14 protein-coding genes are annotated in these 19416 nt (G+C 44.4%); 9 read left to right on the plus strand and 5 right to left on the minus strand.

Annotation, left to right across the window (positions count from 1 at the left end):
- The 3 genes from L5M28_RS11125 to L5M28_RS11135 all read right to left on the minus strand — a co-directional run.
- Positions 1–168: transposase (locus tag L5M28_RS11125; RefSeq protein ID WP_263203170.1), on the minus strand; the 168-nt coding region annotated here is incomplete at its 3' end.
- Between the two features lie 89 nt (positions 169–257).
- A complete protein-coding gene (locus L5M28_RS11130) occupies positions 258–4526 on the minus strand; it encodes an EAL domain-containing protein (RefSeq protein ID WP_263203338.1) in 4269 nt (1422 codons plus the stop codon).
- Between the two features lie 283 nt (positions 4527–4809).
- Positions 4810–7599 carry an insulinase family protein gene (locus L5M28_RS11135; RefSeq protein WP_263203340.1) on the minus strand — a complete coding sequence of 930 codons (2790 nt, stop codon included), beginning with the start codon at positions 7597–7599 and terminating at the stop codon, positions 4810–4812.
- 169 nt (positions 7600–7768) lie between these two features.
- Between L5M28_RS11135 and sixA the strand changes: the two genes are divergently transcribed.
- Positions 7769–8239: a phosphohistidine phosphatase SixA gene (gene sixA, locus L5M28_RS11140; protein WP_028761045.1), complete on the plus strand. Its 471-nt coding sequence runs from the start codon at positions 7769–7771 to the stop codon at positions 8237–8239.
- A gap of 114 nt (positions 8240–8353) precedes the next feature.
- Here the strand turns inward: sixA and smrB are convergent, their stop codons facing one another.
- Complete coding sequence (smrB, locus tag L5M28_RS11145) at positions 8354–8884, minus strand: endonuclease SmrB (protein ID WP_263184859.1); 531 nt, start codon at positions 8882–8884, stop codon at positions 8354–8356.
- 80 nt (positions 8885–8964) lie between these two features.
- Between smrB and prmB the strand changes: the two genes are divergently transcribed.
- The 6 genes from prmB to L5M28_RS11175 all read left to right on the plus strand — a co-directional run bounded on the left by prmB (position 8965) and on the right by L5M28_RS11175 (position 14637).
- Positions 8965–9909 (plus strand): 50S ribosomal protein L3 N(5)-glutamine methyltransferase, encoded by a 945-nt coding sequence (gene prmB, locus L5M28_RS11150; protein ID WP_263203341.1) that lies wholly within the window; start codon positions 8965–8967, stop codon positions 9907–9909.
- Between the two features lie 124 nt (positions 9910–10033).
- Entirely contained in the window at positions 10034–11128 is a 1095-nt protein-coding gene (aroC, locus tag L5M28_RS11155; RefSeq protein ID WP_028761043.1) for a chorismate synthase, read from the plus strand.
- A 66-nt stretch (positions 11129–11194) separates the two neighbouring features.
- Entirely contained in the window at positions 11195–12370 is a 1176-nt protein-coding gene (locus L5M28_RS11160) for an MFS transporter (RefSeq protein ID WP_263192189.1), read from the plus strand.
- A 60-nt stretch (positions 12371–12430) separates the two neighbouring features.
- A complete protein-coding gene (locus L5M28_RS11165) occupies positions 12431–13609 on the plus strand; it encodes an ATP-NAD kinase family protein (RefSeq protein ID WP_263192190.1) in 1179 nt (392 codons plus the stop codon).
- Positions 13610–13613: 4 nt separating this feature from the next.
- The gene (locus L5M28_RS11170) at positions 13614–13898 is read left to right on the plus strand and encodes a YfcL family protein (protein WP_263192192.1); all 285 of its coding nucleotides are present in this window, start codon (positions 13614–13616) and stop codon (positions 13896–13898) included.
- Positions 13888–14637 carry an RNA methyltransferase gene (locus tag L5M28_RS11175; protein ID WP_263203343.1) on the plus strand — a complete coding sequence of 250 codons (750 nt, stop codon included), beginning with the start codon at positions 13888–13890 and terminating at the stop codon, positions 14635–14637. The genes L5M28_RS11170 and L5M28_RS11175 overlap by 11 nt, the downstream gene beginning before the upstream one ends.
- 95 nt (positions 14638–14732) lie before the next feature.
- On the opposite strand, the gene mnmC is transcribed toward L5M28_RS11175, so the two are convergent.
- On the minus strand, positions 14733–16775 hold the full coding sequence (gene mnmC / locus L5M28_RS11180; protein WP_263203345.1) for an FAD-dependent 5-carboxymethylaminomethyl-2-thiouridine(34) oxidoreductase MnmC: 2043 nt from the start codon (positions 16773–16775) through the stop codon (positions 14733–14735).
- Positions 16776–16913: 138 nt separating this feature from the next.
- Between mnmC and fabB the strand changes: the two genes are divergently transcribed.
- Positions 16914–18125: a beta-ketoacyl-ACP synthase I gene (fabB, locus tag L5M28_RS11185; protein ID WP_168824238.1), complete on the plus strand. Its 1212-nt coding sequence runs from the start codon at positions 16914–16916 to the stop codon at positions 18123–18125.
- Positions 18126–18285: 160 nt separating this feature from the next.
- The gene (locus tag L5M28_RS11190; RefSeq protein ID WP_263203346.1) at positions 18286–19416 is read left to right on the plus strand and encodes a 4-phosphoerythronate dehydrogenase; all 1131 of its coding nucleotides are present in this window, start codon (positions 18286–18288) and stop codon (positions 19414–19416) included.

The raw sequence follows: 19416 nt of genomic DNA on the forward strand, positions 1-19416 counted from the left end.
AATGGCTAAGTCGCTAAACACTTGAGGGCGACCTTTCTTTGGCTGCTTGACCTTGGCTTTCCACTTAGCAATTGCATCCTCATCAATCCAGAAGGTAAGTGAACCGCGGTTGATTAAGGCTTGGTTGTATTGCTTCCAGTTGGTTGTTTTATAGCGAGGTTTTGACACGGTTGATGGGTAAGTTGATAGGCGATGCCGATCAGATCAGCGGCTACGGCTTTAGTTCAACCGATTTAGGAAACAAAGCCAGTAAATGATTAAGTAATGTTACTCCTAGTGTTTGGCTTTGCCATGTCTTTTTGGAGTAGCAGGGTAAATTCGGTCTCCTTTATGGCCTTACTAAAAATATAGCCTTGAATTTCTTCACAGTTTAGTGCCCGTAAAATGTTCAATTGTGCTGTTTGTTCTACCCCTTCACCCACAACAGAAAGCCCCATGTTATGGGCGATGGTGATAATAGAATCGACCATTTTGAGATCGCGATCAGATTTATCTATATCGTCAACAAAGGCTTTGTCAATTTTTAAAGTATGAATAGGAAAGCGTTTTAAGTATGAAAGGGACGAGTACCCTGTGCCGAAATCATCGAGTGCTAAACTGACGCCCATTTTAGCCAATTGCTGCATGACGATAATCGCCGTTTCCGGCTGTTTAATGACGGTTCCCTCAGTTATTTCTAATTCAAGATGACATGCGGGGAGTTTAGTGAGTCTTAATATTGACTCTATTCGCTGTTGAATATCAGGCAGTGCAAATTGACGTGACGATAAATTGACGGCGACTCTGCCGCTGAATATGCCTTGTTCACGCCATTTCTGCGCTGCGAAACAGGCCTTGCGTAAGACAATTTCACCAATTTCAACAATCAAACCGTTTTCTTCAGCAAGTGGAATAAAGTCATTGGGGGGAATTAAACCATGTATTGGATGATTTAATCTGACTAAAGCCTCCATACCTGCAATTTTACCGCTTTTAAGATCAACCTTAGGTTGATAATAAACTTCAAATAGATCATCTTTTAAGCCTTCACGGATAAGATTTTCTATTTCTAATTGCCTAATTGCATGTTGGTTCAAGGACTCAGAATAAAACTGGTAGCAATTACCTCCCGCAGACTTAGCATGGTACATAGCAATGTCAGCCTTTCTCAGTAATGCTTGCTCGCTTTGTTCATCTTCTGGGAACAGCACTATACCAATACTTAATCCTAGGACTAGCTGTTCATTGCTAACGTCAAATGCAGGTTTTAGCCCTTCAATAATACGGTTAGCTATTGCTGCACTGGCGCTTATATCTGAACCCTTGTCTAATACAATGGCGAATTCATCTCCGCCTAGACGATAAATACTGGTATTTTTAGGAAGTAAGGACTTAATGCGGGTAGCAACGAGCTTTAATAAAGTATCCCCAATTTGATGGCCTAGGGAATCATTAATACGTTTAAAATTATCAAGATCAAGCACCATAAGCGCATGAGCTATTTCTCGATTCACTAGGTTATTTAAGGTCACTTGTAAGTTGGAGCGATTAGGTAGTCCGGTTAAGAGATCGTTATTGGTTAATTTTCTAAGTTCTTCTTCTTGCTGCTTACGTCTTGATATATCAGAAAAAACACCAACATAGTGTGATAATTCGCCTAACTCATCATAGATAGCATCGATAGTGAGTTCCATATGGAAGTGACTGTTATCTCCTCTGGCGGCTTCGACTTCATTTGCCCAGCGACCTTGCTGTTTTAACATAGTTCTAATTTGGGTGGAGAAGGTTTCTGGATATAAATCAAATGTGAGTAAGTTGCCAATAAAATCAGTTCGGTTACGCAATGAAATTTTACAGCAAGCTTCGTTGACTTCGACAAAACGGTATTCGTTGTCGAGGATAAACATACCTTCCGAAATGTTTTCAATTGCTTTTTCAAAGAGTTTTAGTTGTTCTTCCTTTTGTTTAAACTGACTAATATTTTTAATCGTTCCAGTCATTCGCAGGGCATTATCTTTGTCATCCCTCTCTACAATTTTGGCACGGTCTAAGATCCATACCCAATTGTCGTCTTTGCCTTTTACCCTATATGCGGCTTCAAAATGATCTGTTTCACCATAAAAATGCTTATTAAGCGCTTCACGGACACGTTCTTGATCCATAGGATGTATATTACTCTCTTCATCCGATTTTCCAGAACGATGCCCATCACGGGGAAATTCAAGAGCTCCCCAGATATTGGAGCGAAAAATATTGCCAGTTTCTATGTCCCAGTCCCACATTTCATCACCACTTCCCCAAAGGGAAAGTTTTAATCTTTCTTCGCTGAGGACAATTTGTCTTTGCGTTTCTCTACGACGTAAAATGGCTTTTACTATTATAAATGAAATAAATATTGTAATTACTACATATATCGATTTTGCTTGAAATGATGACCACCAAGGAGGCGTTATAATGACATCAAGCTCTTTTGTTACAGATTTTTCACCGGAAAGTGAATCAACGGCATAAACTTGAAAAGTATATTTTCCAGGTGATAAGTTTGTATATGTAGCAGAGTTCGTTCCATTTGCTGATATCCATGTATCAGAAAGGCCATACATCCTATAATGGTAGTTGGTAGATGAGTCGTCTGACATAGGCGATATAAAATTAAATGAGAATGGATAATCTGAATACTTTAAGGTTATTTCGTTTTTAGTTGGATTTTTTTTGTTAACAAAGTTACTTTCATTTTCTTGTATGATATTAAAGACTAAGAACTCTGATATTTCCGTTTTGTTTATTTTTCTATTATTAATGTAGTTTACTATATTAATAGGAGATACCAAGCTAACTCCATTGATACCTGCAAGTAAAACATAACCATTAACATCTATTCCACTCGGCGAGTTATATTCATACTGACTTCCATTTGACGTTTTTAAAGTGTATGATTTCTCATTTTTCTTTTCATATATAATCACTTCGCTTAATGATGCAGCAGTCAAAAAGTTATTGCTATTAACTATGGAGTAAATTTCTTTTTTGTTAGAAAATACTTCAGAAGTTTTATTGTTATTTTTATTGTAGAACATTAATGATGTAGATGTTCCAAAATAAATTCCATGATCATCTTTTACTATGCTGTATGTTATTTCTTCACTTAAATTTTTTAATAGCCCATTTTTATATTCTTTAAGGCCTCCCTGACCAGCAGTATAGATAACATCTGTCGACTCTAATTCAATGTCAAAAATAGGCTCATTTTTTTTAGTATCAACACTACGGATTACTTCTCCTTTACTGATAATCAATACCTTTCCATCTGATGTTCCAGCAGCTATTAACGAGTTGTCTTTATTACTAGATAGTGATGATATTGATTTTTCACTAATCAACTTTACAGTTCCAGCAGTCTTCAGAAATAGCCCAGTGCTAGTGCCAAAATAGAGCCCGTCATCATTCAATATAGCGTATTTATATCCTTGGCTTTGAGTGTCGAAACTTTCGATTAAATTAAAGTTTTCGTCAAAAAGTTCTATCATTTCAGATTCAGATGATACTAGAAAACCCTGTGGATTTTTTGTAAGATGCCAAGTGTTATCTTTTATTAAATTAGTTTGTTGTACTAAATTTTTTACTTTTTTTATAAAAATAACACCTTGATCAATACTGCCAAGTATAAACATATCTTCTGTTGCAAAAAATGAAGATGTTTTATCTGTGCTATCTGTGCTATCTGTGGCTAGAAGTCCTACAATGCTATTTTTAGAAATATTAACTATATTTTTATTAGTGATACCATAAATAGTGTTTTTGTGTTTCGTGAGTTGAGAAAATACTTGTGGATCAATTTTTACTATTTTATTGTCCTTATACTTATATAGTCCATCACTTAATGATATGAGTAGTGTTGAGTGATCTTCTTGCTCGAAATCAATTGTTTTTTTAGCTATCTCTTTTAATTCATTCTGGGTGAACTTAAATAACGTACCTGCATAATCTCTTATGTAATAATCGTCGCCTACTTTTATCGTTTTTTTGATTTCACTTAGGCCTTTATTTGAAAGTTCGTATGTTTTTTCTTTGTTATTTATATCTATAATTGCTTTGTTAGTTCCAACAATTAAACTCTTATCACTTGAGTTGAGGCTCCAAACAGGAGAGCTTTTTACCGACAGTCCATACTGAGAAAAGGATTCTTGAAGTTTATCATATACGACTAAGCCACTATCTGTTCCAACATATAAAATGCCTTTATCATCAATAAGTAAACTTCTAATAAAAGAGCTGGGAAGGCCTGTTCTGGTATCATTAGCATAAAAATGCTTAAAGTTTTTCCCATCAAATCGATTTAATCCATTAAATGTTCCTATCCATATATAACCATCATTGTCTTGAACGATAGACGTAACAGTACTTTGGGAAAGTCCTTCTGGGACACCAAAAGATTGTGATTGGAGAATAATAGGAGATTTATCAGAAAAGGGAGATGCGTTTACGTCTTCGAATGCATGCAAGCTAAAAAAAGCGAGCAAGACGATTTTAAAGAGTGCTTTAGGCATAGTGTTTGTTCTTATTATCCGAGGATGCCATGAAACAATTGTGTTACATCACTTTTCCAGAAAGTGAGCGGTTTGTCAAAGTGGAGTCTGCAGAAAATCCTTTTAACAGCATGTAGATGCAGTAAAATTGTTCGGTGCTGAAGTGGTAGAACATGGGCTAGCCATGTTTTACATCAGGATTACGTCCAACACTGAAAGATACGACTATAGTTGGACTGATTTGTAGCGATTCTGTTTGTTTACCTAACTTTGCTCACAAATGTGTGAGCAAAAGTGTTTTTGTTTAGAAATTAAACTTTTCTGCCGTTTGCTTAAAAACTTTAAGATCCGTGATCATTTTGTCTGACATCAGCGCGGCTTGGGTTCTGTGTTGTTCACCTGTGCTAAATAACACTAAGCGATCGCTGTGCTTAGTACGCATTTTACGCATCATGAATTTGAGTAAATCAGTGCGGGTGAGCTTAGTTATTTCGTCTACGACGAGTTCTCTTTGGTTAAATTGATAATCTCTATTGCCGACACTGACCCAATAACGTTGACTGCGAGTTTTGAGGTTCGCGTCGTGCTCCATGATTTGATTAATCAGACCTACCTTTGTACTTTCCCATTCTTCGTTGGTGATTTGCATCACTGCATAATTAAAGTCGGCAATAAACTCGTCGATGGCTTCTAATAAATGCAGTGGCCCAGTTGTGGGTGACTGAATATAGAAAATAAGTCCAGGATGACGATTGAGCGGCAGATAACCTGTGCCTACCATATAGCCCAACTGTTTTTCAGTACGCAGCTCATGGAAGAAGGTGGACGACATAGTGTGATTCAGTAAGCTAAATAGCGCCATTTTTTCGGGTGTTGCCACGGCAGATTGGTAATACACAATAATTGCGCTATCTTGATGATCTATTGCGAGTTCTCTCAGTAACGTGCCTTGGCCTGTTAAATTCACTAATTCTCTGGTGGACTCGGCGCTCGGCGTCGAAACTAAGGATAAAATGTGCTCTAAACGTTTGCCGAGAGCTTGTGCTTCAGAGACTAACCAATCCCCGTAGACTAATCCTTCAAGATAGATCTTTTCGTAGAAGGCGCGTACATGGTTATGTAAATCTTCTAGGCTAATATCTTCCAACATTTGTGCCATGCGTGCTGGTTCATAACTGCTTTTTTGCAGAGTAACAGTCAGGCTAGTAAATAATTGTGAAATCGGTTTAGCCTGTGTCTGATTCTGCCAACTGAGCAGTAGCTGAGATTTTATGAGGGCAAAGCGCTCTTCGGTAAAATTGCGCTCTCTGGCTTTATGGATTAATAGCGCTAATAACGTTTCTTGATTGCCGGTAAAGCCCGATAAATGCAGTGTAATTCCGCCTTGATGCGGATAAATGTTATAGCTTAATCCAGCAACTTCGGCCTGATAGGTTGGCTCGGTTAGATAATCGAGTAGCATTTCAACATATAAGCGGGTGAGGGCGGCATGCCTTGGCGTTTTACTTGCCTGCTCTGAATCTAGCGATAAATACATGTGACCTTTTGGCACATTAAACTCATCATCTTTCTTATGCCAAATGCGGTATCCAGTTGATTCTGCAACTATCACTGGCACGTCAACATTGCTCTTATCCGGACGGGCAATCGAGTCGGCGACAATAAAAGGATTTGCAGCTGGTAGCTGTAATTCAGGGCGAATACTGTTCACTTGCCAACGAGCGAGGGACTGTGGCGCAATTGGGCGGACTTTGTACGGCGTGTGATACCAGTTAGCTTTACGATCCGTTTTAACCGACTGGGCGATAAGCTGCAGGCGCATATTCTGTGGCACCATGAGCTCAAGTAGCTCAATGGTTTCAGGGATATCCAGCCCATCCATCCGATAATCGCCAAAGACCAAGTCTTCGACCTCATAGTGATGCATATTGATGCTGAGATGGCTGGCTAAATCGAGTGATTTAACTTGCTCTTGATAACGAAACGCCATTTTGAGCAGGTTTGCACGCTCCAAATAACGCCATTCATCTAAGCCTTGGGTTTTGATAAGTTCAATATACTCAAAACAGCAGCTGATAATTTCATCGAGATTGCCTAGCCCTTTATCGGTTAACTGTAAACCGATACTGTAATCCTTGAAGTTATAACCATTTACACCGCCGCCCGCAGACAAGTTGTTCACTAATCCTTGTTCTTTCAGATACGACAACAGACTGCCATGACTCTCATTGCCTAAAATATGGCTGATATAAGTCAAAGGCTTACGTTTGTAGTAGTGATCAATTCCTGGGAAATTAAAACTGATGCTTAAGCGTTTTTGCTCCTTAAGCGGCACAATATCGATTTGCCTCAACAGTTCTTTTTCTGAAAATAGTGGTACTTGAGGATAGTTTTTCACTAAGTTCAAGTTTCGGATCCCACTAAAATAGTGGCAGGCTAAATCTTGTAATTCATCAAGGGAAAGCGGAGCGACTAAGCACAAGGTCATTAAGTTGGCGCTGTAATGGCTTTGATAGAAATCGAGTAATTCACTACGTACCTGTGCCTGTTCTCCGCCTAAGGTGACTAAGTTACCCACGGAAAATTTCGAAAATGGATGCCGTGGGTTGACTGTCTCTTTGAGTACTTGATAGGTCCGACGGATATCATCTTTTAGCTTTAAACTAAATTCAGATTCAATAGCTTGGCGTTCTCTATCGACTAAATCTAAATCAAATTTTGGGGCGATAAAAAATTGGCTGAATCTGTCTAAGGAGTCGGCAAACACTTCTTCATTGATGGTGAAAAAGAAGTTAGTGTGCTCTGTGCCCGTCCAAGCGTTATTGCTGCCGCCATGCTGATTAATAAAGGCGTGATACTCGCCTGAGTCTGGGAATTTCTCAGTACCTAGAAAGAGCATATGCTCTAAAAAGTGCGCCATGCCGGGTCTATCTGCGGGATCATCAAAATGACCCACGCCTACAGCCATAGATGCGGCAGCTTGGCTGGCATCTTGATCTTCAACCAATAACACCCTGAGCGCATTATCTAATACAAGATAACGATACTGGCGGTGATCATTTGGACTTTTATATATGGACTGAGAGGCTTGCAAAGAGACACTCCGATAACGATAGCTTGTTATATATTGATAGTCTTAATGGTTTTTAGCAAATATCTCTTGTGTTTATCGACTAAAGATTAAGTCTTGTGAGGTTTGTTGAAACGGATTTTAGGGCTACAATTGGGATAAAACAAAAACAAGTTTGAGTCGCGAGAGAAGTATGCAGCTATTTTTGATGAGACATGGTGACGCCGGATTTAATGCTCAGTCTGATAGAGACAGAACACTGACCGATGTTGGAAGGCACCATACTGTGTTGATGAGCAACTGGCTAGCTCGCAGTGTGGCTGATTTCGATCTTGTTTTAGTTAGTCCTTACTTACGAGCACAGCAAACGTGGCAGGAACTGAGTCAGCATTTTCCTGAGCCGCGTAAGTGGTTAGTCGCCGATGATCTTGTGCCTTCTGGCGATCCCGCCAATGTAGCCGCCTTGGTTGTGGCTTATGCTGAGTTATACAAAGCGGATAAAGTACTCGTGATTGCTCACATGCCGTTACTGGGCTACTTAGTCAGTGAGTTAGTGGCTGGCGTTGAGCCGCCATTATTCGCGACGTCAGGCATTACGCTCATTGATAAACATGCCGAGCAAGCGTCGATTGTGTGGCAACATGCGCCTCACAGCATTAGCTAGCCTAGATTTATATCCCATTTACAAAACAAACGGCCCACTTAATGTGGGCCGTTTGTTTTGCTAAATCTCTAAATCTCTAAATCTGAAACGTTAATCTCTGAAGCCGATAGCGAGTTAACGTCTATGCGGCTGCTCACCAATATCAATCAGCACTAATAACGCCGCATCGCCGCCCCATTCTTTAGGGGCCTGATGGAAAGCTTTCACCATAGGATGCTGCACTAACCACATGGGAACTTGTTGTTTCAATATGCCACTGCCGTAACCATGCATAATGCAGCAGCACAGGCTTTGCTGTTTAACGCAGGCTTGGATCAGTGCCGCTAACTCAAGTTTGGCTTCTGATTGGCGATAGCCGTGTAAATCCAGCAGTAAATCTGGCTGGTAATCCCCACGTCTGAGGCGTTTGAGTTCTAAACTGTCAACACCTTCTTCTAACCAACGCATCGGCCCTTGTACAGGCAGTAGTGGCTGATAAGTATCTGAGAAATAACTGTTAGCATGCAGTTGCTGCTCTTTCAGTTCTATTTCCTGTTTGCTTTTTAAGGGCATGCGAAAGTGTCGCTTATTTTGCGTGATGGGTTTAATTCCATCAATAAGCGCTGAGAACATCGCCAAGCCTTCTTTGTCGTCGTCTTTATTCATGGCGGGTATTCTATTGAATCCTATGGTTTCTGAATAGAGTTCAGTTACAATGTTTGCGAACAAACTAGCGGGAGCACGTTTTGGATAAGATCTTTGTAGATGAAGCTGTGACAGAATTACGTACTATTGGCGATATGTTACGTTGGGCCGTGAGCCGTTTTAACGATGCCAATGTGTATTATGGTCATGGTACTGATAACGCGTGGGATGAAGCTATCGCCTTAGTTTTCCATGCCTTACACTTACCCGAAGAAATCGGTCAGCAAGTGATTTTAAGTAACTTGACCAGCAGTGAAAAGCATAAAATTGTCGAGTTGATCATTCGTCGGGTGAGAGAACGCTTACCTGTGCCTTACTTGACCAACAAAGCGCGTTTTGCTGGGCTTGAATTTTACGTCGATGAGCGCGTGTTAGTGCCACGTTCACCGATTGCCGAAATGATCGCTAACCGTTTTAGCCCTTGGTTATATAACAAGCCAGTCACACGTATTTTAGATTTATGTACTGGCAGCGCTTGTATCGCGATTGCCTGTGCCTATGAATTTGAAGACGCCGAAGTCGATGCGCTGGATATCAGCGAAGATGCCTTAGATGTGGCGCAAATCAATATCGAAACCTTAGGTGTGATGGACAGAGTATTCCCGATGCAATCGGATCTGTTTTCGGCCATCCCAGAAGGGCCTCAGTATGATTTGATTGTTTCAAACCCACCTTATGTGGATGCCGAAGACATTGACGACATGCCAGATGAATATCACCATGAGCCTGCCATCGGTTTAGCCTCAGGTCGCGACGGCTTAGATTTAACCAAACGCATACTGGCCAATGCCGCGCAATACCTAACACCAACGGGTTTGCTCGTAGTCGAAGTCGGTAATTCTATGGTGCATTTGATTGAGCAGTTTCCAGAAGTGCCATTCACTTGGATTAACTTTGAAAATGGCGGCGATGGCGTATTCGTATTGACCCGCGATCAACTGGTCGAAAATCAGTCGGTATTTGGTATTTATCGCGACGCGCAATAGCCTAAGATAGCAAATTAGGTTGAGACTTTTCCCGCTGCCAGTTAGGCTTGCAGCGGGAAAATAAATTGTCCAGTACTCGCTGGGCGCGGAGCGATGAACAAATAACCTAAGGTGTACAAAGCGGATGTCTGGAAACAGTATTGGTCAAAATTTTGTAGTGACGACGTTTGGTGAGAGTCACGGTGTTGCACTGGGTTGCATTATTGATGGTTGCCCACCAGGGCTTGAATTAACCGAAGCCGATATGCAGCACGATCTTGACCGCCGTCGCCCAGGGACATCCCGATATACCACGGCCCGCCGTGAGCCCGATGAAGTGCGGATTTTATCCGGCGTTTTCGAAGGTAAAACCACGGGCACCTCGATTGGACTCTTGATTGAAAATACCGATCAACGCAGTCAAGATTACTCTAATATCAAAGATTTATTTCGCCCTGGGCACGCCGATTATACCTACCAGCAAAAGTACGGTATGCGTGACTACCGCGGTGGTGGCCGCTCTTCAGCCCGTGAAACTGCGATGCGGGTTGCGGCGGGTGCGGTGGCGAAAAAGTATTTAAAGCAAGTTCACGGTATCGAGATCTACGGCTATATGTCGCAGCTGGGTCCTATTTGTGCGCAGACCATTGATCTTGACCAAATCGAGCAAAATGCCTTTTTCTTCCCCGATGCTAGCAAGCTTGAAGCGCTCGATGAATACATGCGAGAGCTGAAAAAATCCGGTGACTCGATTGGCGCGAAAATCTCCGTTATCGCGACAGGTGTGCCAGTGGGTTTAGGTGAGCCAGTATTTGATAGACTCGATGCCGATATCGCCCACGCGCTGATGGGTATTAATGCCGTCAAAGGTGTTGAGATTGGTGATGGTTTTGGTGTCGTGACGCAAAAGGGCTCCGAAGGGCGTGACTTAATGTCGCCGCAAGGCTTTGAATCTAACCATGCGGGCGGTGTGCTCGGTGGGATTTCGTCGGGTCAGCCGATTATTGCCCATATTGCGTTAAAACCCACCTCCAGCATCAGCGTGCCAGGTCAAAGTATGACGGCACAAGGTGAAATGGCTGAAGTGGTCACTAAAGGTCGTCACGATCCTTGTGTTGGGATCCGCGCGGTACCGATTGCCGAAGCTATGCTTGCCATTGTGTTGATGGATCACTTGCTAAGACACAGAGCGCAAAATCAGGATGTGCGTAGTCATACGCCAGTGCTTGGTATGCGATAAGTCGCATGAAATAGCTGGTATGCGATAACGATACAATGAGTAGCATGAGATAAATGGAATGCGTTAATGTCAACTTCTTCTAGCACAAGCCGGCAATTGCGCTGGCTTTGTGCCTGCTATTTTTTCTTCTTTTCTATTCTCGGCACTATGGTCCCTTATCTTGGGGTCTTCTTCGAAAATCGCGGTTTTAATCCTCAAGAAATTGGCTTTTTACTCGCCATCCTGATGGCGACGCGCATTGTTGCGCCGAATGTGTGGGCTAAAGTGGCTGACCGAACGGGGATGCGCGCCGAACTGATCAAAATGGGCGCGGGAGCCGCCGCGCTGGCGTATTTGAGTTTCTTCTACCATGGTGGTTTTGTGTATATGGCGCTGAGTTTGGCCCTCTATACTTTCTTTTGGAATGCGATCCTCGCCCAGCTTGAAGTGATCACCTTAGAAACCTTAGGCGAGAATGCCAGCCGCTACGGTCAAATTCGCAGTTGGGGTAGTGTCGGTTATATTTGTCTTGTTGTCGGTGCGGGCTTTGCGATTGGTCAGTGGGGCACTGAGGTGTTGCCTTATATCGGTTTGTCATTATTTATCGGCATGTTAGCCAGTGCGTTGCCATTACCAGCAAATCGTTTAGTGCGCGACACCAGCCAAGTGCGGCCGCCATTGCAATGGAATCGGGCGATTATTTGGTTCTTAGTCTCGGCCATGTTACTGCAAATGAGCGCGGGACCTTTCTACGGCTTCTTCGTCTTATATTTAAAGCAAGCGGGTTACTCCGAATCCTCGGCGGGGATATTTGTCGCCCTTGGCGCTATGGCCGAAATCGTGATGTTTATGTTCGCGCCGCGTTTACTGGGTCGCTTTGGCGTGAATACCTTATTGATTGTCAGTATCGGCATGACTTGCTTGCGTTGGTTATTGGTTGCCTTTGGGGTAGATAGCGTGTTGTGGCTTGGTTTTAGCCAATTATTACATGCCTTTACCTTTGGTTTAACCCATGCGGCATCGATTCAATTTGTGCATAAACATTTTGATGCGAGTCACAGAAGCCAAGGTCAAGCCCTATACGCCAGTTTAAGTTTTGGGGTTGGCGGCGCGCTCGGTACTTGGATTTGTGGCTTTATTTGGGGCGATGGTAGCGGGGCGGTTTGGTCTTGGGTATTTGCCGCAGTATGCGCCTTTGCCGCTATGCTGGCGGTATTCTTTATCCCTAAGGATAAACCGAGTGTTGCAGCCCATACGGCCTAGTCATATCCATTAAAATAAAAGTATAAAAAAATCAAAAGATTGCGTTAAGTGAGGTAAAGGGTGATTCGGTTTCGTTTAGGGTTAGTTATCAATCCATTAGCTGGCTTAGGTGGCAGTGTTGGCCTTAAGGGCAGCGATGGCGTTGCCGAAGAGGCGATCGCCTTAGGCGCTGAACCCAAAGCCGCCTTGCGTATGATGCAGGCCCTCGAGGTTATCCGTGATTATAGTGATGACATTGAAGTCATTACCGCTTCAGGCATCATGGGTGAAGACGCCGCTAAAACACTCGGTTTTACCACGCGAGTGGTGTATCAAACTCCGGATAAAACTCAGGCACTGGATACGCAGGCCGTTGTGCGTGCGCTGCTGGATGAACCGCTGGATTTACTCCTTTTTGCCGGTGGCGATGGTACGGCCCGCGATGTTTACTCCGTATTTGAACAAGCCACTATCGACGACAAACTCCCTGTGCTCGGCGTGCCTGCTGGGGTGAAAATTCATTCCGGCGTTTACGGTATTACGCCCCATGCGTCTGGCATGGTGGTCAAGATGTTACTCGATGGCGAACTTGTCAGTTTGATGTCCGCCGATGTGATGGATATTGACGAAGTGGCTTTTCGCCAAGGCGCAGTGCGCGCTAAACGATTTGGTGAGCTCTTAGTGCCCGCCGAGCCGCGTTATGTGCAAGCGGTGAAGATGGGCGGCAAGGAAGTCGATGAACTCGTGCTGGCCGATATCGCCGCCGATGTGATCAATCAAATGGAAGATGAACTGTACATCATGGGCTCTGGCAGTACGGTTGCCTTTGTGATGGAAGAGTTAGGCCTCGATAATACCCTGCTCGGTGTTGATCTCATTCAAGATAAAAACCTTGTTGGCAGTGACTTAACCGCGAATAAATTACTCGAACTGACCCAAGATAAGCCGACTAAGTTGGTGATTACCTTAATTGGTGGCCAAGGCCATATCTTAGGGCGCGGTAATCAACAGTTGTCGCCCGAGCTCATTCGGCGCATCGGAAAAGACAATATTATTATCCTTGCCACAAAAACTAAGCTAAAAGCACTTGATGGACGACCACTAATTGTGGATAGTGGCGACCCTAAATTAGATAGCGAGCTTGGCGGCTATTATAAAGTGACGACGGGCTACCATGATTACGTTATGTATCAGGTGGCCAATCCAGATTTATTGGTCGCAGCAGATGTGTCGGCCAATCCAGTATTAATGGAGAGTTAGACCCATGTTAGAGCATTACGAAGACGCATTAGAACAGTGGATCGCCAGCGTTGTTAGCCATGGTGATGACGATGCTTTGTTTGCCTGTGGATACTTACAGGGCCATGTGGCCGTAGTGTTGTCGCAATTAGAAGCGCAGGGTGAAACGGATCTTGATGCTTTAATGCTAAAAATGACCGACTGTTTAGCGCTCGCGCGCCAAGAATTAAATGATGCCGATTATGCCTTGGTTGAACAAGCATGGACACAGCTGCAGGCAAAGATTATAGGCGAATTGGATGTTGCCTAGCTCCCAGCCGATGACTGACAACGAGCACGTGACTAATACCGAAGTAACGAGTGTAGAAATGCCTAGTGCTGAATTAGCCTGTGTGCAAACGCTCGATGCCAGCGCGGTATTTATCGGTTTAGTGAATCCTAAAACGCCCGTTAACGTCGGTGGCATTATGCGCGCATCGGGTTGCTATGGCGTCGATGGCGTATTTTACACTGGCAGGCGCTACGAGTTAGCCGCGCGTTCGGGTGCAGTGCAATACCATGTCGATACTAAAGATGCTGGCGAGCGCATTCCGCTCACGGGCGTCACTTCATTGTTAGCCGCGATTCCGGCGGACACTCAGCTTATCTGTGTCGATTTGGTGGTGGGCGCGACGCCGCTACCGGATTTTGTCCATCCCGCGAAAGCCTTTTATGTGTTTGGTCCTGAAGATGGCACCATTGGTCAAGATATTATCGATAAAGCCGATGCCGTAGTGTATGTGCCTACGGTCGGGTGTATGAATCTTGCGGCTTCGGTCAATGTGCTGTTATACGACAGATTGGCTAAATCCCACCGTGAGGCTGCAGATCTGACATCGAGCATAGGCGGCGATGCGCTGATCCGCCAGAGTCGTGATAACAACAATCGTACTCGGGTAAAAGTGGCGAGAGAATCGAGAAAGCCCCGACATATTGAGGCTAGTTGTGTAGAGCCTAGCTGTCTTGAACCTAGCAGCAGTGATAACACTATTGTTGTTACTGCCGCTTAAGCGGTTTACATAAAATATTTTAAAAAGGGATTAAGCCAAGGCTTAATCCCTTTTTTATAGCGCTCAAAAACGTTATTTTTCTAGCGATTGATTGCCTAGAGCGCTTTGCCCTTGAGCAATTTTCGCAGCCACATGCGATTGGGGTTGAGTTTACACAGAGTCGCTTTATCGAGTGGTATTGGTTCGCCGCAAAGCTGCGCCGCGAGACATTCGGCGGCAAGTGGCCCAGAACTTAACCCCCGTGAGCCTAACCCGCCGAGAATATACAGCCCTTGATGCACGGGTGCTGGCGTGGTTTGCCAGTAGTGACGACTTTCTTTCGTGAGTTGATGTTGCGCATAATCTTTAATAATTTGTGGCACATCGGGCGCGCAGCCCATCATAGGGAAATGATCCCGCGTGACCATACGCACGCCAACACGGGCATTGTTGCCACTCATGTCGATATCTTCAAGCCAAGGCTGATTGGGGTAACTCTCGTGCATTTTGGCGAGGTTTTCTTGCTGCTCCAGCGGGCAAAAATCTAAATGCTTGGGTTCTTTAACGTAACTTGCGCCAAGGGAGTGGAGTCCTTCGTGACTCGGGGTTAAATAACCGTTGGCGCACAGCACAGTCGCGAGCTGACTCAATTGAAATTGAGCTGGCACATGGCTGACTTGGCCGCGAAAAGGGCTAATTTGTAATTTGTTGCTGGCATCAAATTGCGTGAGCGCTGCGCCATTGGCGAGCACAAGTTGTGCAAAGGGGCCAAAGCGATGCTTAGCGGTGATTAAATACCAACCTTCACTTTGATGCTCAATTTCAAGGATCTCAGTCTCCAAATGGAGTTTGACCTCAGTAAGCTGCTGCGCTTTTTGTAGTGCGGCTTCGGCATATTCGTAGGGACAAACCCAGCCAGCCAGCGGATAGAAAAAGCCTGATTTGTCGATATTAATGTTCGCAAGAGAATTGGCCTGCTGCGCATCGACTCGATAGGCAATTTCACTTGGCCAGTTCTGGCTTTGAATAATTTTATCGAGTCTTAATTGGCTGCGTTCATCGTGGGCGGTTTGTAATATCCCGCAAAAATCATGGGAAATCGGCGTTTGATGTGGGGCGGGGGCAGATGTCAGCGCTTGTACTCTACGTCGACTAAATAAAAATGCCTGCTGGAAGAAGCGGCTTAATTCATCATTTTCCGGTGTCAGCAGTGGATAAATCGCCCCTTGGCGGTTGCCCGAAGCGCCTTGGCCAAGCTTGGCATCTTTACAAAAGAGCTGCGTACTTTTGCCGCGTTCCGCCAAAGACAGCGCCAAATGCGCCGAGGCTAACCCGCCGCCTATGATGGCAATCGAGCAGGGCGCGTCCGAGGATAATATTGCAGCCATAGGATTAAAGGCATAGGCTTTAGCATCTTGCTGGCGTAAGACGTGGCGCTCGTGTAACAAAATGGCATCAGGCTGATGGTTTGTCTGTATTTCAGCGCAGGTAAAATCCCTCTCCTCAAAGCCACAGGCTTGGAAACTGCTCACAGGTGTTTCGCTTAGTTCGCTTGATTCGTTTAATCCAATAGTTGCAACAGTGGCGCCATCGTCACTGAGTTTTGCCATCTGCCAATGGATCTGCTGATTTAACCCATTTTGTAGATGGGGCAATACCAGCCAGTGCTGAACGGGGTGAAGCGGAGAATGGATGAGTGAACTAAGCTGGGATTGAATATCACCAAAGTGCAGGTCGATTGTGGTACGACCGTCATCAAAAATTAATCTCTGACAACCTATAATAGCCGTCGGCTCTGTATGAAGTAAGCGTTGGGCAAGTGGCTCAAGCTCAGGCACTTTGGCTAAACAGGCGGATTGATCCCAAAGTAATTTAAGTTCGTAAGCATTAATCGGATTGGGTTCGAATACGTTAAGGAGTAATCGTTGGTTAGGGTTCGTCTGAGTGCGCCACCAAGATAAGAGTTCAAGCCCGTTACCTAAACCAATTTGCCCTAATACTAAGAGTTTTTGCTGTGAATGAGCCTCAAATACCCGCTGCTGATAAATGCTCAATTTGCTGAGATAGTGTGCATCAGTGTGAGCTGTTGCGGGATAAAGGTTGATTAATTGCGGGTAATCGCGCTTAATTTGGCAAGGTTTATTGGGCTCTGCAGTCAAAGAAATTTACTCTCGGTCTCATAATTGGCATTATTTTACTCGCCTTTATGGAAAGCTGACCACTTAATTGAGTCAAAACAGATACTATTGGCTCAGCGAAAAGTAGGTACTGACATGTACACAATGGATAGCAATAAAATGAAAAGAGTCGTGATCACCGGAATGGGTGTTGTTTCAAGTATCGGTAATAACAAGCAAGAAGTGACCGAGTCACTGAAAGCGGGCCGCAGTGGTATTACGCATTCAGCTCAGTTTGAAGAGATGCAATTACGTAGCCATGTATGGGGTGACATCAAGTTAAACCCTGCTGAGCATATCGATCGTAAGGCATTGCGTTTTATGGGTGATGCGGCAGCTTATGCCTACATTGCTATGCAAGAAGCGGTTGCCGATGCCAATTTAACTGAAGAACAGTATTCAGATCCGCGCGTAGGTTTGATTGTGGGTACAGGCGGCGCATCATCGTCTAACCAAGTACAATCTGCCGATACATTGCGTGAAAAAGGCGTTAAACGCGTAGGTCCGTATATTGTGCCTCGCATCATGTCGAGCACGGCCAGCGCTTGTTTAGCCACGCCATTTAAAATTAAAGGCATGAATTATTCTATCAGTTCAGCCTGTGCAACCAGCGCACATTGTATTGGCCACGCCGTTGAACTTATCCAAATGGGTAAGCAAGATATGGTGTTTGCCGGTGGTGCTGAAGAAGTGGATTGGACACTGACCATGGGCTTCGACGCTATGGGTGCACTGTCAACTAAGTACAATGCCACACCCGAAAAAGCCTCTCGTACCTATGATGCAGACCGTGATGGTTTTGTTATCTCTGGCGGCGGCGGTATTTTAGTGGTTGAAGAGTTAGAGCATGCTCTGGCTCGCGGCGCAAAAATTTACGCTGAAGTGATTGGTTATGGCGCGTCTTCAGACGGTTATGACATGGTGGCGCCATCGGGTGAAGGCGCTGTGCGTTGTATGCAAATGGCGATGATGGATGTCGATACCCCAATCGATTACATCAATACTCACGGCACTTCAACGCCAGTGGGCGACGTGCGTGAATTAGAAGCGCTACGTGAAGTTTTCAAAGACAAGTGCCCACCGATTGCATCGACTAAGTCTATGACAGGTCATGCATTAGGCGCCGCAGGCGTACATGAAGCGATTTACAGCTTAATCATGATGGAAAACAGCTTTATTGCCCCAAGCATCAATATCGAAAATCTGGACGAAGCGGCGAAAGATATGCCTATCGTGCGTGAATATCGCGATGCTGAGCTGACTACAGTCATGAGTAACAGCTTTGGTTTTGGCGGTACAAACGCCACGTTAGTGATGCGCAAATTCAAATAAGTTTGTTTATCAAACACGATAGAAGGGAAGCTTAGGCTTCCCTTTTTTATGGGCGTTTTTTGTAAACCTGTTGCATCGACAAGGATTTATCCCATTAGTCTTGTTAGAATACCGAGCATCTTGATGCCTTCCATTCCCACTTTTTTTAGATCAGGTGCCCATGAAGATTTTAGTCGATGAAAATATGCCCTATGTTGAACCGCTATTTGGCGATCTCGGGGAAATTATTCCTGTTAATGGCCGCACGTTAACCGCAGCGCAAGTGCGCGGTGCCGATGTGTTATTAGTGCGCTCAGTCACCAAAGTGAATGCCGAGTTGCTCTCGGGCAATCATCAACTGAAGTTTGTCGGCAGTGCCACTATAGGCACAGATCATGTGGATTTAGCCTACCTTGCCGAGCATAATATCCCCTTCTCTAATGCACCAGGTTGCAATGCGACTGCGGTTGGGGAGTTTGCTTTTATCGCTATGCTGGAGTTAGCACAGCGGTTTGATTCGCCGCTTAAGGGTAAGGTCGTCGGCATAGTGGGCGCGGGCAATACCGGTACTGCAACAGCTAAATGCTTGCAAGCCTACGGTATTAACGTGTTGCTTAACGATCCCATTAAAGCTGCAGAGGGCGATCCACGCAGTTTTGTGAGTTTAGAGACCATCATGGCGCAGGCCGATATCATCAGTTTACATGTGCCCATCACGCGAACGGGCGAGCATAAAACCAAACATTTATTCGATGAGGCGCGCTTAAAGGCGCTCAAACCCAATACTTGGTTAGTTAATTGCTGTCGTGGCGATGTGATAGATAACAAAGCACTTATCAGAGTTAAACGCCAGCGTGATGGTCTTAAATTAGTGCTCGATGTGTGGGAAGGCGAGCCAACACCGATGCCTGAACTGGTGCCACTGGCTGAATTTGCCACCCCGCATATTGCAGGTTACAGCTTAGAAGGTAAGGCGCGCGGCACTTTTATGCTCTATCAAAAGCTGTGTCAGTTACTTAATATTGCTGCCGATAAAAGTCTGCTGGATCTCTTGCCAAGCTTTAACATTAAGGCGGTCGAACTTGCGACCGCGCCGAATGAAAAAGCGTTATTACAGCTCGCGCGTTTTGTCTATGATTTGCGCGATGATGACAAGATGTTCAGAAATACATTCTTAAATGAGAATGGCTTCGACACTATGAGAAAAAATCACCAACATAGACGCGAATTTAGTGCATTGGCGCTGGCTTATGACGGTCAATCTGAGGTAGATTGGTTGTCCAATTTAGGTTTTTCAGGAGTCGGTCAGTAG

The sequence above is a fragment of the Shewanella sp. SW32 genome (assembly GCF_025653365.1).
Lineage (GTDB): Bacteria > Pseudomonadota > Gammaproteobacteria > Enterobacterales > Shewanellaceae > Shewanella > Shewanella oncorhynchi.

Bases quoted from the DNA above. Each gene is read 5' to 3' on its own strand.
- L5M28_RS11160 (WP_263192189.1), top strand. From the start codon at position 11,195: ATGTCAACTTCTTCTAGCACAAGCCGGCAATTGCGCTGGCTTTGTGCC.
- smrB (WP_263184859.1), bottom strand. From the start codon at position 8,884: ATGAATAAAGACGACGACAAAGAAGGCTTGGCGATGTTCTCAGCGCTT.
- L5M28_RS11170 (WP_263192192.1), top strand. From the start codon at position 13,614: ATGTTAGAGCATTACGAAGACGCATTAGAACAGTGGATCGCCAGCGTT.
- L5M28_RS11130 (WP_263203338.1), bottom strand. From the start codon at position 4,526: ATGCCTAAAGCACTCTTTAAAATCGTCTTGCTCGCTTTTTTTAGCTTG.
- sixA (WP_028761045.1), top strand. From the start codon at position 7,769: ATGCAGCTATTTTTGATGAGACATGGTGACGCCGGATTTAATGCTCAG.
- aroC (WP_028761043.1), top strand. From the start codon at position 10,034: ATGTCTGGAAACAGTATTGGTCAAAATTTTGTAGTGACGACGTTTGGT.
- fabB (WP_168824238.1), top strand. From the start codon at position 16,914: ATGAAAAGAGTCGTGATCACCGGAATGGGTGTTGTTTCAAGTATCGGT.
- L5M28_RS11175 (WP_263203343.1), top strand. From the start codon at position 13,888: ATGTTGCCTAGCTCCCAGCCGATGACTGACAACGAGCACGTGACTAAT.
- L5M28_RS11190 (WP_263203346.1), top strand. From the start codon at position 18,286: ATGAAGATTTTAGTCGATGAAAATATGCCCTATGTTGAACCGCTATTT.